General features: G+C 64.8%; 12 protein-coding genes. 4 read left to right on the top strand and 8 right to left on the bottom strand.

Annotated features, from left to right (window positions below):
* Positions 1-41: 41 nt before the first annotated feature.
* From AC07XM_RS23180 to AC07XM_RS23170, 3 genes are read right to left on the bottom strand one after another with little or no spacing between them, the layout of a single operon-like run.
* Entirely contained in the window at positions 42-371 is a 330-nt protein-coding gene (locus tag AC07XM_RS23180; RefSeq protein WP_016487280.1) for an NIPSNAP family protein, read from the bottom strand.
* Complete coding sequence (locus AC07XM_RS23175; protein ID WP_102688835.1) at positions 371-2089, bottom strand: FAD-dependent oxidoreductase; 1719 nt, start codon at positions 2087-2089, stop codon at positions 371-373. The genes AC07XM_RS23180 and AC07XM_RS23175 overlap by 1 nt, the downstream gene beginning before the upstream one ends.
* Positions 2086-2913 (bottom strand): SDR family NAD(P)-dependent oxidoreductase, encoded by an 828-nt coding sequence (locus AC07XM_RS23170; RefSeq protein WP_102688834.1) that lies wholly within the window; start codon positions 2911-2913, stop codon positions 2086-2088. Before AC07XM_RS23170 ends, AC07XM_RS23175 begins: the two co-directional genes overlap by 4 nt.
* Positions 2914-3090: 177 nt before the next feature.
* On the opposite strand from AC07XM_RS23170, the gene AC07XM_RS23165 reads away from it, so the two are divergent.
* Positions 3091-3963, top strand: a complete 873-nt coding sequence (locus AC07XM_RS23165) for a helix-turn-helix domain-containing protein (protein ID WP_096426112.1) — start codon at positions 3091-3093, stop codon at positions 3961-3963.
* Between the two features lie 55 nt (positions 3964-4018).
* Here AC07XM_RS23165 and AC07XM_RS23160 read toward each other — a convergent pair whose 3' ends face one another.
* From AC07XM_RS23160 to AC07XM_RS23145, 4 genes are all read right to left on the bottom strand, one after another.
* Positions 4019-4792, bottom strand: a complete 774-nt coding sequence (locus tag AC07XM_RS23160) for an IclR family transcriptional regulator (RefSeq protein ID WP_016487284.1) — start codon at positions 4790-4792, stop codon at positions 4019-4021.
* A gap of 68 nt (positions 4793-4860) precedes the next feature.
* Complete coding sequence (locus AC07XM_RS23155; protein ID WP_102688833.1) at positions 4861-6315, bottom strand: amidase; 1455 nt, start codon at positions 6313-6315, stop codon at positions 4861-4863.
* Entirely contained in the window at positions 6312-7622 is a 1311-nt protein-coding gene (locus AC07XM_RS23150; protein ID WP_102688832.1) for a citrate-proton symporter, read from the bottom strand. Before AC07XM_RS23150 ends, AC07XM_RS23155 begins: the two co-directional genes overlap by 4 nt.
* Before the next feature lie 80 nt (positions 7623-7702).
* Positions 7703-8878, bottom strand: a complete 1176-nt coding sequence (locus AC07XM_RS23145) for a M20 aminoacylase family protein (protein ID WP_102688831.1) — start codon at positions 8876-8878, stop codon at positions 7703-7705.
* 203 nt (positions 8879-9081) lie between these two features.
* Between AC07XM_RS23145 and AC07XM_RS23140 the strand changes: the two genes are divergently transcribed.
* The 3 genes from AC07XM_RS23140 to AC07XM_RS23130 all read left to right on the top strand — a co-directional run bounded on the left by AC07XM_RS23140 (position 9082) and on the right by AC07XM_RS23130 (position 14454).
* The gene (locus AC07XM_RS23140) at positions 9082-11598 is read left to right on the top strand and encodes an excinuclease ABC subunit UvrA (protein ID WP_102688830.1); all 2517 of its coding nucleotides are present in this window, start codon (positions 9082-9084) and stop codon (positions 11596-11598) included.
* 76 nt (positions 11599-11674) lie between these two features.
* Positions 11675-13324, top strand: coding sequence for an MFS transporter (locus AC07XM_RS23135; protein WP_102688829.1), 1650 nt, complete (start codon positions 11675-11677; stop codon positions 13322-13324).
* Positions 13321-14454 (top strand): HlyD family secretion protein, encoded by a 1134-nt coding sequence (locus AC07XM_RS23130; RefSeq protein WP_102688828.1) that lies wholly within the window; start codon positions 13321-13323, stop codon positions 14452-14454. Before AC07XM_RS23135 ends, AC07XM_RS23130 begins: the two co-directional genes overlap by 4 nt.
* Before the next feature lie 118 nt (positions 14455-14572).
* Here AC07XM_RS23130 and AC07XM_RS23125 read toward each other — a convergent pair whose 3' ends face one another.
* Positions 14573-15448: an AEC family transporter gene (locus AC07XM_RS23125; protein ID WP_070086555.1), complete on the bottom strand. Its 876-nt coding sequence runs from the start codon at positions 15446-15448 to the stop codon at positions 14573-14575.
* Positions 15449-15758: the final 310 nt, after the last annotated feature.

Raw genomic sequence — 15758 nt, 5'->3', positions numbered from 1 at the left:
TTCGGGGCCGCGTTGCGGCCCAATCGCCGGCACAGGCAACATCACTGCCTGTCGAGGCTGCGCAGATACACAGGCCTTAGGATCCGGGTTTCCTGCGCCACCACCAGGTCACGGGTGGCATGCAGATAAGCGGCAAAATCCGGGTCGGCATCCCGCGCCGCGCTGCGCTTTTCAAAGTCATCGAGGCTGTCATAACCCCACAGGTGCACCACCTGGTTCAGCGGCCCGATGCTGCTGGTGTAGAACGCCAGCGGTGCGCCGAGGTGGCGCAGCAAGATCGGCATCGCCAACTGGTCGAAGGCTTCGATAAAGGCCGCCATGCAGCGCGGGCGAATGGTGTAGATGCGGTGATCGACCACAGCCTTGTCCATCACGCTACCTCCCGCGCTTTGCTCGCTGCCGCCAGCCCCTGCTCGACACCTGCCAGGTGGCGCCCGGTGATGTAGCCAAAGGTCATGATCGGCCCCAAGGTAATGCCGGCACCGGGGTAGTTGCCGCCCATGATGCTGGCGCGGTCATTACCCACCGCATACAGCCCTTCGATGGCTTGCCCGTCGGCGGCCAGCACTTCGCCGACCACGCTGGTGCGCAGCCCGTCGAAGGTGCCCAGATCGCCCATGATGACCTTCACGGCAAAGTAAGGCCCCTCGCCCACCGGCGCCACGCACGGATTGGGCTGTTGCTGAGGGTCGGCCAGGTAGCGGTTGAAGCTGCTACTGCCGCGGCCGTATTGGCGGTCCTCGCCCTGCACTGCGCCTAGGTTGTAATCGCGCACGGTCCGCTCCAGCCCTTGCGCATCGATGCCGGCCTTGCCTGCCAGCTCGGCCAAGGTCTTGCCCTTGAGCAGGTAACCGTTACGCAGCAATGGCCCCAGTGGCATTGGTGCAGGTTTGGCAAAGCCCAGGCCGTACTTGGCCAGCGTACGGCGGTCGCACACCAGCCACATGGCGGTTTCTGCCTGGCCGGCGCAGGCTTCGATCAGCGCTGCGCCCACGTCGTGGTAGGAGTTGGACTCGTTGGTGAAACGCCGGCCCGAGCGCAATACACCGATCACGCCCGGCTTGTAGCGGTCCAGCAGATGCGGAAAGGCGATGTATCGCCCGCCACCCACCGGCACCTTCGACACCGGCATCCAGGCAGCTGGCGCTTGCAGGCGTATATCGACCTTGGCACCCAACGCCTCCGCCATGCGGGCACCATCGCCGGTATTACCCGCTGGCACCGGGGAAAAATGCTCACCACCACGGCGCACATGCGGGTAGGCCTGGCGCAACCGCTGCAAGTCATGGGAGAACCCGCCACAGGCCAGCACCACCCCGCGGCGTGCCTGAATACGCAGTTCGCTGTCGCCTTGCCCGGCCAGTACCCCCACCACCCGCCCACCGTCGCGCAGCAGCTGCCGCGCCGGGGTGCCGGTGAGAATCGGGATGCCAAGGTCCAGCGCCGAGCGCACCAGGCGCGCCGCCAAGGCATTGCCGCTGGTCACCTGGGTACCGCGGCGATACAGGGCCAGCTCCTTCAGGTGGGTGAGCAGGCGCCTGGCCACGTACACGAACGAGGTCAACGAGCGGGTGACGTTGAAGAAGTGCTTGAGGTCGGCATTCGACGAGTTGAACATCATGCCGATGAAGGTGATGGTCTTCAGCGGCGGGCGCAGGCGTGCCATGTCCGGCCCCAGGCCACGGATGTCGTAAGGTGCGGCCAGTATCGAACGGCCCACATCGACGCCCCCTTCGACTTGTGGGTGATAGTCGGGGTACAGCGTGGGCACGAACTTCACGGCGGTTTCCCGCTCGAAAAAGTCCACCATCTGCGGCCCGTAGCGCAAGAACGCCTCGACCCCGGCCGCGTCAAAGCAGGCCCCGGTTTCGTTGCGCAGGTAGGTCATGGCCGCCTCGGGGCTGTCGTTGCCAGCGTGCCGGTTGCCAGGCACCCACAACACACCGCCGGAAAACGCCGTGGTACCGCCAAAGCAGTCGTCCTTTTCGATGACGATCACGTCAAGGCCCTGCTTCTTTGCAGTAATGGCAGTTGCCAGGCCACCCGCACCCGCCCCGACCACCAGCACATCGCAGTTACGTGTGGTCATGCGCGTACCCCCTCAAAGCCTGGCCGCGGGATCAGCGCCATGGGCATGCTCTCGAGCCCCCCATCCACGGTCAGCTCTGCACCATTGATGTAGTCGGCGCGCTGGCTGGCCAGGAACAGCACAGCGTCGGCGATATCCTGTGGTTCACCAATACGCTGGTTGGCCGTCATGGCGCTGCGCTGGCATTCGATTTGCGGGTCGGCATAAAACGCGGCAGACAAGGGAGTGCGGATCAACCCTGGGCAGACTGCGTTGCTGCGCACACCTCGTGGCCCCCATTCCACGGCAATCTGGCGCGACAGCATGCTGACCCCGGCCTTGGCCGCACTGTAGGCACCGCTATTGGGTTGCGGGTAATGCGCGGCGATCGAGGCCACGTGCACCATACGGCCTCGGCCACGGGCCAGCATCGAACGGCCGAAGGCCTGGGCACACACCAGGTAGCCCGTGAGGTTGACCGCCAGCACCTGGTTCCATTGCTCCAGGCTCAGCACGTCCAGCGCGCCGGGGCGCAGCACGCTGGCATTGTTGACCAGTACATCGCAGCGCCCGTGCAGCGCCTGAACCTGGGCTGCGGCCTGCTCCACGCTGGCCGGGTCGGCGATGTCGCAGCCCAAGGCGCTGAACTCTCCGACACTGTGTTCGCCCAAGGTGGCGGCCAGTTCACGGCATTTGTCCAGGTCACGGTCCAGCAGCACCACATGGGCCTGCTGTGCGACCAGGGCGCCGGCCAGCGCCGCGCCAATACCACCGGCGGCACCGGTTACCACGCATACGGCCGAATCCAGGCCCAGCCATTGAGAGGGGATCTTGTTGTTGTGCATGCTGCTCTCCAGAGTGTCGCTTCATCTGGGCCACAGCCTAGGGCCGGCAGGCACACCGGCAGAATGGACAAAACCTGCAACCAGCCCCACATTCCCGACAAAATTCGTCCTGCCGCCTGAAGCCTGCAGGCAGCTGTGGCACAGTAACCAGGTACCGAACAGAACAATTACAACAACATGAACAAGATCCCCAACTACGCCCTGTATGGTGAAACCGCCCGACCGGTGTGGCACGAAGCCCTGCATGTGGAACAGATCTCCCAACGTTCTGGCGCACATAACTGGGAAATTGCCGCGCACCGTCATGAAGGCTTGCTGCAACTGCTGTACCTGCAGAGCGGCGGCGGTGAGGTGCTGTTCGACAGTGACCGGCTCCAGGTGCAGGCACCCTGCGTGGTGTATGTACCGGCGCAAGTGGTGCATGGTTTTCATTGGGCCGGCCAGGTCGAGGGCCTGGTGATCACCGCCGCCCAGCACCCACTGGAAAGCATTGCCCAGGTGCTGGCACCCAACCTGCTGGCGCAGGTGCGCAAACCCCAGGTGATCGCACTGCCTTCGTGGGCAGTCGACGAAGACCCGTTGCTGCCGCTGTGCATGGCCTTGCGCGAGGAGTACCACAACCGCGCCCGTGAGCATGTGGCCAGCAGCATGGCCCTGCTGCTGACGCTGCTGATCCAGGTGCTGCGCCATGAACCGCACATGCCCGAGGGTGGGCAGCGCCCAGTGTCAAGGCGCAGCCAGCAGCTGACCGCTTTGCGTGAATTGGTGGACATGCACTACCGCGCGCACTGGCCACTGGCGGACTACGCTGCCGAGCTCGGCATGACCTTGGCGACACTGGGGCGGTTGTGTCAGGAGCACCTGGGCATGACGCCCATGAACGTGATCAATGCCCGGCTGGTACTGGAAGCCAAGCGCATGCTGGGGCATTCAAGCCTGAGCGTGAAAGAGATCGCCCATGAGCTGGGGTTTGCCGATGTAGGGTATTTCAGCCGGTTCTTTCGCAAGCATGCGGGGGTGAGCCCTAGCGGGTTTCGGGAGGGCCAGTGACATCTGCCGGCTTTTGCTGTGGCCTGCACTGGCCTCTTCGCAGCACAGGTCAGCACTAGCCCGCCAAGGCCCGCTGCACATCGTCTACCGTGGTCGCCAGGCTGCTCAGGTGCAAATTCATTACTCGTTCCACCGGTGCCTGATCCAGCGGCCAGTGCAAGGCAATGCTCCCGGCCAGGCGCCCTTCGGCGTGCACCGGCAGCGCAATGGCGCGGATCAGGAACGGCAAACGCACCGGGTACTCCCAGTACCCTTCGGTGCGCTGACCAAAGCCCTTGTGCGCGTCTTCTTCGATGTTGCGCAGCACCGTGTCATCGCGCAGGCGCTCATGGGCCGCCAGGCGTTGCACTTCATCGACCGCCAGCTCACCCAGGCACGCCCGCCCCATCGCCGAGTGAAACAGGCTGGCATGGTGCCCGACGATCTGGCAGGTATGCGGGTACCGCTTGCGCAATACCTGAGGGATGGCGCTTTCCATCACCTCCAGCCGCTCGCCGTCGAAACACGACAGGTCCACCACCAGCCCGGTGCGCTCGCTCAGGTCCAGCAGCAGCGGTGCAGCACTTTCCACCAGCCGCCGCTTGAAGCGCATCTGCCGGTCACCGAACAGCCGCCGTGCGCACAGGCGATAACGCCGGTCGCTGAGGCCACGGTAGACCCAGCCCTGCTCCTGCAAGGTGGCGAGCATGCGCGAGGCCGTGGCCTTGGGCAGGCCGGTGAGGTAATGCAATTCTTCCAGGCCCAGTGCCTGATGCTCGCCCAGCAGGTCGACAATGGCCAATGCGCGCTCCACCGAACGCACACCGCCACTGTCTGCCGTAATGCCCATGGGTATGACCTCCCTGTAGCTGGATGGTCAGCATAGCCAGCAAGAACCGCGCCTGCCCAGTGCTTTCATCAGGCCAGCAGGCACGGTGGCGGGCGCCGCTCAACCCACCGGGTCAGCTGTTCATGGGCGTACGCCAGTTGCAACACCGCATGGTCGGCCTGGGCCGGGCCTATGATTTGCAGGCCCATGGGCAAACCGTCGCTGTTGAAACCGACCGGTACGCTGATGCTGGGTAAACCGGCCAGGGTCGGCCCGATCACCACCTCCATCCAGCGATGGTAGGTGTCCATCGCCCGGCCCCCAACGGCCGTCGGCCACGCCAGTTTTGCATCGAAAGGGAACACCTGGGCGGACGGCAACAGCAGGTAGTCGTAACGTTCGAACAGGTGTGCCAAGGCGCGGTACCAGTCACTGCGGTCCAGCGACGCCTGGTACAGCGAGGCCGCGCTCAGTTGCAAGGCGCCCTCTACCTCCCACTGTGCTTCGGGCTTGAGCAAGGCGCGCCTGGCTGGGTCGGCATAGGCCGCGCCAAGGTTGCCGTGCACCAGGAAGTGGCGGTGGGTGAGCCAGCATTGCCACAAGCGCGCCGGGTCGAATGCCGGTTGGCAAGCCTCCACCCGGCAACCCAGTTCGGCGAAATCGGCCAAGGCTGCTTCACACAGGCCCATCACCCCGTCATCCATCGGCAGGTAGCCGTTGTAGTCACCCAGCCAGCCAACCCGCACACCCCGAAAATCGCGCTGCAGCCCTGCAGCGAAATCGCGGCGGCCCTCGCTCAGCGACAGCGGCACCCGTGCATCAACGCCTGCCTGGGTCGACAACAGCCGCGCCACATCCACCACGCTGCGCCCCATCGGCCCTTCGGTAGCCAGCTGCTGCACGAACAGTTCGGGTGCCGGACCATGGGGCACACGGCCCTGCGAAGGACGCAGGCCGAACACATTGTTGAACGCCGCCGGGTTGCGCAGCGAGCCCATCATGTCGCTGCCGTCAGCCACCGGCAGCAGGCGCATGGCCAGCGCCGCTGCCGCCCCGCCACTGCTGCCGCCGGCCACCCGCTGCGGGTCGTAGGCATTGGTGGTGGTACCGAACAGGGTGTTATAGGTTTGCGAACCGAGACCGAACTCTGGCACGTTGCTTTTGCCAACGATCAGCGCCCCGCTCGCCCGCACCCGCGCCACACTGATGGCGTCATGCTCAGGTATCTGTTCGGCGAATAAGGGCGAACCCAGGGTGGTGCGCAGCCCGGCAGTGGCAGCCAGGTCCTTGATCGCTTGTGGCATGCCGTGCATCCAGCCGCGGGAATGGCCCCGCTTCAGCTCGCGGTCACGTTCATCGGCCTCCGCCAACACTGCCTCGGCCGGGCGCAGCGACACCAGTGCGTTAACCTGCGGGTTGCAGCGCTCGATGTGCGCGAGATAAGCCTGCATCACCTCCCGGCACGATACCTGGCGGGCATGGATGGCCTGGGACAAGGCTTCGGCATCGAGGGCGACGATGGGGTCGATGGCTAACGGCTTCACGGTTTTACTCCAAGGTTGAAAGTGGCGGGCTTGCCTGCCCGGGGTGCTTCTTTCAGGCAATAGGTACCCAACAGCGTCAGCAGGCAGGCGAACAGCACGTAGAACGACGGTGCGACCGGGGTACCGAGTACCTTGGTAAGCCAGGTGACGATCAACGGGGCAAAGCCACCGAACACCATCACCGCCACGTTATAGGCCACCGATACCCCGGTGGAGCGCACCTCGACCGGGAACTGCTCGGCCAGGGCGGTCGGCGCCGGGCCAAAGAAGCCGCCGATGGCGGTGCACAACAGCAGCTGCATCACCAGCAGCCGCTCCACGGATGGCGCGGCAGCCACCCACACATACAGCGGGTAGACCATTATGAAGAACGCCAGGGTAAAGACCATCAGCACCGGGCGGCGCCCCAGGCGGTCAGACAACGCGCCGGACAGCGGAATGACCACGGTCATCAGCCCCACGGCCAGCATCTGCACCAAAAGCACCTGGTCCAGTGGCAGCCCGAGGTTCTTGTGGGCGAAGGTCGGCATGTTCACCAGCACCACGTAGAACGACACCGTAGCGCCACAGGCCAGGCCCATCGATACCAGCAGGCTGCGCCGATGCTCACGCAGTACTTGCCACAGGCTGGGCGACTGGCCCTTGGCCTGGCGGCGCGCCTCGACGAACTCCTCGGGCTCTTCCATATGCTTGCGAATCCACAGCCCCACCGGGCCGATCAGCAGGCCGAGCACGAACGGGATCCGCCAGCCCCAGCTGTCCAGCGCCTCAGGCGAACACCAGTGCGTCACCAGGGCCACCATCGCCGCCCCGGAAAACACCGCCAGGCACTGCCCTACCAATTGCCACGAGCCATACAGGCCCTTGCGGTGGGCCGGCGCGCTTTCCACCAGGAACGCCGTGGCACTGGCGTACTCGCCACCGGTGGCAAACCCTTGCAGCATGCGCGCCACCACGATCAGCAGCGGCGCGGCCATGCCGATGGCCAGGTAGTCGGGGGCAAAGGCGATCATGGCAATCGACACGGTCATCAGGCGGATGATCATCTGCATGGCCGCCTTGCGGCCCTTGCGATCGGAATACATGCCCAGCAACACGCCGCCCACCGGGCGCATGAAAAAGCCCACGCCAAAGGTGGCCAGGGCCATCAGCAGCGAGGCGTACTCGTCGTCGGACGGGAAAAACTGCCGGGCAATGATGCTGGCCAGAAAGCCGTACACGATAAAGTCGTACCACTCCAGGGCGTTGCCGATAACGGCGGCCACCACTTGCCGGGTACGCGACACGCCAGTGCTCGAAGTCTGCATAGGAAACACTCCACACAATGATTGGGTGATCGCCCAGGCGCGATCGCGCCCGGGTTCCAGCGGCAGTCGTCAAAAGGCAGTCAGGCGGGCGCGAGCCATCGCTCTGCCAGCGCGCCCCAGTAGGCGGCACCGGTCAGCAGGATCTCGTCGTTGAAGTCGTAGGCCGGGTTGTGCACCATCGGCCGCGATACACCATTGCCGATGAACAGGTAGGCACCTGGGCAGCGCTGCAGCATCCAGGCGAAGTCCTCGCTGCCCATGAGCTTGCGGGTGTTGCCATCCACCGCCTTGGCACCGAGCAACTCCACCCCCACCTGCGTGGCAAAGGCATTTTCTGCGGCATGGTTGACCAGCACCGGGTAGGCCGGGCGGTGTTCGATGCTGGCACGGCAGCCAAAGCTTTCGGCCTGACTGACGATGATCGCCCGCACCCGCTCCAGGGTCTGCGCCCGCACCTCGGCGTTCAGCGCACGCAGGCTAAGGCGTAGCAGCGCCTGTTGGGGAATCACGTTGGCCGCTTCGCCGGCCTGCAAGGCACCGACGGTGACCACCGCAGCCTCCTGCGCATCGATGTTGCGCGCCACCACGGTTTGCAGCGCCATTACCACACTGGCCGCTGCCACCAGCGGGTCTACGGTCAGGTGCGGCATCGAGCCATGGCCGCCCACCCCGTCGAGGGTCACCGTGAGCAGGTCTTGCGAGGCCATCATCGGCCCCTCGCGAAAACCAAGATGCCCGGCCGGCAGCCCGGGCATGTTGTGCATGCCGAACAGCGCATCGCAGGGGAAGCGTTCCAGCAGGCCGTCCGCCAGCATCGCCTCGGCACCGCCCTGGCCCTCCTCGGCCGGCTGGAAGATCAGCGTCAGCGTGCCGTCGAACTGCCGGGTTGCCGCCAGGTAGCGCGCCGCCCCCAGCAGCATGGTGGTGTGCCCGTCATGGCCACAGGCGTGCATGCAACCTTGGTGCTGGCTGCTGTAGGCCGCGCCCGTTGCTTCGTGTATGGGCAGCGCGTCCATGTCGGCGCGCAAGCCCAGCCGGCGTGGGCTGCTGCCATTGCGCAGCACACCGACCACACCGGTCTTGCCGATGCCGGTGTGCACTTCATAGCCCCACTGCGCCAGCAGACGGGCGACCAGCGCCGAGGTGCGGCTCTCTTCAAAACCCAGTTCCGGGTGGGCGTGGATATCGTGACGGATCGTGTGCAGGTCGCTGGCCACGTCGTCAAGCCAGGCCAGGATGTGCTGATGTCGGGACATGTAGAGTCTCCTCGCGCGGGTGGTTTCCCGTTCTTGTTGTTTGCCTTGAGGTCACGACGGCTAAGGCAGGTCGTGCTTGGCTGACAGATAAGCGCGAGGCGGGATGAAGCACAATCGAATCTGGTTTCACACCGTGGAACCGAAAGGGTCGAAATTGCTGTTACCTTGGGGCTCACTGCTCAGCCACAGCCAAGGACTGCGTCATGCCTTCACGCCCAACCTCCCCCAGCGGCTTCGTCCGCGTACGCGGTGCCCGCGAGCACAACCTGAAGAACATCGATGTGGATGTTCCACGCGATGCCTTGGTGGTATTCACTGGCGTCTCCGGCTCGGGCAAGTCCTCGCTGGCCTTTTCCACGCTTTATGCCGAAGCCCAGCGCCGCTACTTCGAGTCGGTGGCGCCCTATGCCCGGCGCCTTATCGATCAGGTTGGCGTGCCCGACGTCGATGCCATCGACGGCCTGCCGCCGGCGGTAGCCCTGCAGCAGCAACGCGGCACGCCAAGTGCACGTTCCTCGGTGGGCAGCGTAACCACCTTGTCCAGCTCGATCCGTATGCTGTACTCACGCGCCGGCCACTACCCGGACGGGCAAGCGATGCTGTACGCCGAGGACTTTTCGCCGAATACGCCCCAGGGCGCCTGCCCAGAGTGCCATGGCTTGGGCCGGGTCTACGAGGTGACCGAAGCAACCATGGTCCCCGACCCGTCGCTGACCATCCGCGAGCGTGCGGTGGCGGCGTGGCCCATGGCCTGGCAAGGCCAGAACCAGCGCGACATCCTGGTGACGTTGGGTTATGACGTTGACATTCCCTGGCGCGACCTGCCGCAGGCGCAGCGCGACTGGATCCTGTTCACCGAGGACACGCCCACCGCCCCCGTTTATGCCGGCCTGACCCCGGCGCAAACCCGTGAAGCGCTAAAGCGCAAACAGGAGCCCAGCTACCAGGGCACGTTCATGGGCGCCCGACGGTACGTGCTGCATACCTTCATGCACTCGCAAAGCGCACAGATGCGCAAGCGCGTGGCTCAATTCATGCGCCCCAGCCCCTGCCCGCTGTGCCAGGGCAAACGCCTGAAACGCGAAGCGCTGGGCGTGACCTTTGCCGGGCTGGATATCGCCGAGCTGTCGCACCTGTCATTGCAAGCGCTGGCCGAGGTATTTCGCAAGGTGGCAGCAGCGGGCTACCTGACACACCAGCAAGACGAGCTGACCCTGGAAAAGCGCCTGGCAGCCCAACGCATCGCAAACGAGTTGCTCGAACGCATCGATACCCTGCTCGACCTTGGCCTCGGCTACCTGGCCCTGGAGCGCAGCACCCCGACCCTGTCTTCTGGTGAACTGCAACGCCTGCGCCTGGCCACCCAGCTGAATTCGCAGCTGTTCGGCGTGATCTACGTACTCGACGAGCCTTCGGCCGGCTTGCACCCTGCCGACAGCGAAGCGCTGTTCGAAGCCCTTCAGCGCCTGAAGCACGCGGGCAACTCGGTGTATGTGGTGGAGCACGACCTGGACACCATGCGCCGCGCCGACTGGCTGGTGGATGTCGGGCCAGCTGCCGGCGAGCATGGCGGCACCATCCTCTACAGCGGGCCACCCGCAGGCCTGGCCGAGATCGAGCCGTCACGCACGCGCGCCTACCTGTTCAGTGCCCCGACCCACACCATGCGTGAACCCCGACCGGCCCGCGACTGGCTGAAGCTTGAAGGCATCACCCGCAACAACCTGAATAACCTCAGCGCGGCATTTCCGCTTGGCTGCTTTACCGCCGTCACCGGTATCTCCGGCTCGGGCAAGTCCAGCCTGGTCAGCCAGGCCCTGCTGGAACTGGTGGGCGCGCACCTGGGCCATGCCGAGCAGCGCAGCGAAGCCGAAGAGCAAAGCCTGGAAGACGCACCTGAACTGGCCAGCAGCGGCCATGTGAGTGCGGGCCTTGGCAGCATCAAGCGCCTGGTGCAGGTCGACCAGAAACCGATCGGCCGCACGCCACGCTCCAACCTGGCTACCTACACGGGCCTGTTCGACCATGTGCGCAAGCTGTTCGCAGCCACAGACCAGGCCAAGGCCAAGGGCTTCGACGCCGGGCGCTTTTCCTTCAATGTTGCCAAGGGCCGTTGCGCCAACTGCGAGGGCGAAGGTTTCGTCAGCGTCGAGCTGCTGTTCATGCCCAGTGTCTACGCACCTTGCCCCACCTGTCATGGCGCCCGCTACAACCCCGAAACCCTGGCGGTGAGCTGGCAAGGCATGAACATCGCCCAAGTGCTGCAACTGACGGTCGACCAGGCCCTGCAGGTATTTGCCGAACAGCCCCCGGCGCGCCGGTGCTTGCAAGTGCTTCAGGATATCGGCTTGGGCTACCTGCGCCTGGGCCAACCGGCCACCGAACTGTCCGGTGGCGAAGCGCAGCGCATCAAGCTGGCCACCGAACTGCAGCGCACGGCCCGTGGGGCAACCCTGTACGTGCTGGATGAGCCCACCAATGGCTTGCACCCGCAAGACATCGACCGGCTGCTGGTGCAGTTGAACCGCCTGGTCGAAGCCGGGCACAGCGTGGTGGTGGTCGAACATGACATGCGCGTGGTGGCGCAGAGCGACTGGGTGATCGACATCGGGCCAGGGGCCGGAGACGCCGGGGGCAAAGTAGTGGTCAGCGGGCCGCCCAAGGTTGTGGCCGCGTGTGCCGACAGCCGCACAGCGGCGTTCTTGGCCAAAGCCTTGTAGCACCTGCGCATCGCCATCACAAAAACCAAAGGATGCACCTAGCAGCACCAACCGCCGCTCAAGTACAGTCTGTCCCATGGACAAATACGCCCCTCGCCAGTGGCTCCCCCACGAAAAACCCAGCCTGCCGGGCTCGCCCTCCACGCCTCTGCATTCGCCAGCCAAGCGCCTGGCCTACGGCGTGGTTGGCCTGCTGGTGGCAATTACCGGTGGCCTGGGCAACGCGCTGGTCACCGCCAACCTGGTGTTCCTGCAGGGCGCCCTGGGTGCGACCACGGCAGAAATGGCCTGGCTACCGGCCGCCTACGTCATGACCAACGTGTCCATGAACCTGCTGTTGGTGAAATTCCGCCAGCAGTTCGGCCTGCGCGCGTTCACCGAAGTGTTCCTGGTGCTGTATGCCTTGGTCACTTTCGCCCACCTGCTGGTCAACGATCTCAACTCGGCCATTGCCGTGCGTGCGGCCCACGGCATGGTCGGCGCAGCGCTCAGCTCGCTGGGGCTGTACTACATGATTCAGGCGTTCCCCGCCAAATGGCGGCTGAAGGCCATGGTACTGGGCCTGGGCGCCTCGCAGCTGGCGCTGCCGCTGGCGCGGATTTTTTCCGAAGACTTGCTGCAGATCGCCGAATGGCGTGGCCTGTACCTGTTCGAACTGGGCCTGGCGCTGACTGCGCTGGGGTGCGTACTGATGCTCAAGCTGCCGCCCGGTGACCGCTTCAAGACGTTCGAACCACTGGATTTTCTCACCTTTACACTGATGGCCAGCGGCACCGCCCTGCTCTGCGCGGCGCTGTCGCTGGGGCGCATAGACTGGTGGCTGGAGGCGCCGTGGATCGGCGTGGCACTGGCGGCATCGATCGCGCTGATCTTCACAGGCCTGGCCATCGAGCACAACCGCCGCAACCCGTTGCTGATGACCCACTGGCTGGGCAGCGGTGCAATCATTCGCCTGGCCCTGTGTGTGGTACTGATCCGCATGGTCACGTCCGAACAGTCCACCGGTGCGGTCGGTTTCCTGCAGGTGCTCAACATGGGCAGCGAGCAGATGCGCACGCTGTACTGGATCATGCTGCTGGGTGCGGTGGCTGGCCTGGCCAGCAGTGCCCTGACCATCAACCCCAACCACTTGGTGATCCCGCTGTTCGTCTCGCTACTGGCCATGGCCACAGGCGCGTTCATGGACAGCAGCTCCAGCAACCTCACCCGCCCGGCACAAATGTACTTCAGCCAGTTCCTGCTGGCGTTCGGCAGCACCTTTTTCCTCGGCCCTTCGATGGCACTGGGCATCAGCCATGTGCGCGCCAACCCGCGCAATCTGGTGAGCTTTTCGGTGCTGTTTGGCATCTGCAACAACCTCGGCGGCCTGATTGGCGCGGCACTGCTGGGCACCTTCCAGACCTGGCGCGAAAAGTTTCATTCAAGCCACCTGATGGACCGCCTCAGCTACCTTGAACCGTTGGTGACCAGCCGCGTTCAAAGCGGTGGCGCCGGCTACGGCGGCTTGCTCGCCGACCCGGCCATGCGCAACGAAGCTGGCATGCGTGTGCTGGCCAATGCCGCCACCCGCGAGGCGAATGTCATGGCCTATAACGATGTGTTCGTGCTGATCGGCAGCATCGCTATCCTGACCATGGTCTGGATCTGCATCCGCAGCACCTGGCTCTGGTACGCAAGGCGCCAGACCACTTCCACCGACTCCACCCCCGGCGCGCCCACCCGATGACCGACGACACCCGCACCACGACCACCAACGCCATCGCCGAAACCCCGGAAGGCACCACACCGCCCAGCGAGCCCACCAGCCCGACGCGTTCGCGGCGGGTGCGCATCCTGTCGACGATCAGCTTCGCCTGCGTGGCCTTGGCCGGCATCCTGCTGGTGCTGTATGCCTGGCGCCTGCCGCCGTTCGGCAGCGCCATCGAAAGTACCGAAAATGCCTTGGTGCGCGGCCAGGTGACCATCATTGGCCCGCAGCTCAGTGGTTACATCGTCGACGTGCCGGTGCACGACTTTCAGTTCGTCAAGACCGGTGACTTGCTGGTGCAACTGGACGACCGCATCTACACGCAGCGCCTGGCCCAGGCCATCGCCCAACTGCAGCAACAGCAGGCGGCCCTGGCCAACAACCTGCAGCAGCGTAACAGCGCCGAAGCCACCATCGCCCAGCGTCAGGCGGCCATCGGCGATGCGGCGGCCCAGGCAGCCAAGGCCAAAGCCGACCTTGGCCGCAACCAGGCGCTGGTCAATGACGGCTCTGTGTCGCGCCGTGACCTGGACCTGGCCCGTGCCAGCGAAGCCGCTGCCGTCGCCAGCCTGGCCCAGGCCAAGGCGGCGCTGGAAATCGCTCGCCAAGACCGGGAAACGGTGGTGGTCAACCGGGCCGCGTTACAAGCTTCGGTAGAGAATGCCAAGGCGGCGGTGGAGCTGGCGCGCATCGACCTCGACAACACCCGGGTCACCGCCCCGCGCGACGGCCAGCTGGGGCAGATCGGCACGCGCCTGGGGGCTTATGTGAATTCCGGCGCGCAGTTGATGGCCCTGGTACCCGACACCCTGTGGGTGATTGCCAACATGAAGGAAACCCAGATGGCCAATGTACGCATCGGCCAACCGGTGAGCTTCACCGTGGATGCGCTCAACCACCTGAAGCTACAGGGGCATGTACAGCAGGTCTCGCCAGCAACCGGCTCGGAGTTCGCCTTGCTGCAAGCGGACAATGCCACCGGCAACTTCGTCAAGATTGCCCAGCGTATTCCGGTGCGCATTACCGTGGATGCCGACCAGCCGGAAGCCAGGCACCTGCGGCCGGGGATGTCGGTAGTGGTCAGTATCGATACCCGTAGCCAGGATTGATGTGTTCGCGGCCGGCCTCTTCGCGGGGCAAGCCCGCTCCCACAGAGACTGCACAGCTTTCAAAGGCTGCGCTGGACCTGTGTGAGCGGGCTTGCCCCGCGAAGAGGCCAGAACAGGCTTACATCCACCAGGCCAGCACCACCGGCAACCAGACAAACGAAAGCACCGTCGAACACATCACCAGGTTCGCCACCTGCTCCGGCTCACGATTGGCCCGCACCGCCATCAGGTAGTTGAACACAGCAACCGGCATCGCCGACTGTACCACCAGTACCGCGTGCTCAAGGTTGTCCATGCCTAGCGCCGCCCCCACTGCCCAGCCCATCGCAGCCCCCAGGCCAATGCGCAAGCCGCCCAGCAACAGGCCGCTGCCCACGTGACGCAGGCGAATGCTGGCCAGCGACACCCCCAGGGTCAGCAACATCAGCGGAATGGTCATGCCGCCGAGCAAATCTGCAGTGTTTGCCAGCCAGCGCGGTAGCTCGAAATCGAGAAAGATGATGGGCATGGCGCCGGCCAGGCTGATGACAATAGGGTTGCGCAGCAGCGCCTTGAGCGAAGCCGCTGTGCCAGAGATGGCCATGCCGATGGTGAACTGCACGATCGACAAGGTCAGGAAAAACGCCACGGCCAGTGCCAGGCCGTGCTCACCGAAGGCATACAAGCTGATCGGCAGGCCCATATTGCCCGTATTAGGAAACATGAACGCCGGCAGCAGTACCCGCCAATGCATGCCCGAAGCACGACACACCAGCAAGGCGACCAAGGCCATGCCCAGGGTGCACAGCAGGCAAGCCAAGGCCATGCTGGTGAAGGCGTCAGGGTTCAGCTCGGTGCGACTCAGGGTGGACAGCACCAGCGACGGGGTACCGACAGTCATCACGACCCGGGCAATGAAATCGGTGGGGTAGTCCAGGCCCTTGCGGGCCCAGGCAAAGCCGATGCCGGCGACGATGAAGACCGGGGCCAGGACTGCGAACAGCGACGCGAACATGATGGGCCTTCCTTGGGGTGGGTTCAGCATTATGCAGCAGTCCGTGAGATGGCCGGGGCTGCACAGCGGCGCCAAGATGTCTGCCCAAGACACGTTCATGTCGCCCTTGGACTGCGGCGTCTCGTCGCATACCCGTGCCCCTTGGGCAAAAGCTTCCAAGCCCGTAGAATCCCGCTTCCTTTTCGCCCGTCGCCTTGAACGGTGGCAACCCGCAGCAATGACAGAGTCCGTGCCTGAACACATGAACGCACATGTGAAATAGGCTCAACCCTCCCCGCCCGGCCCCTTCCCAAAGGGGCCAGCGGGTGGG

It is taken from the genome of Pseudomonas sp. GW460-LB5, assembly GCF_059423245.1.
The sequence above is the reverse complement of the archived record's forward strand: the minus strand, read 5'-3'. Positions and strand labels throughout refer to the sequence as shown.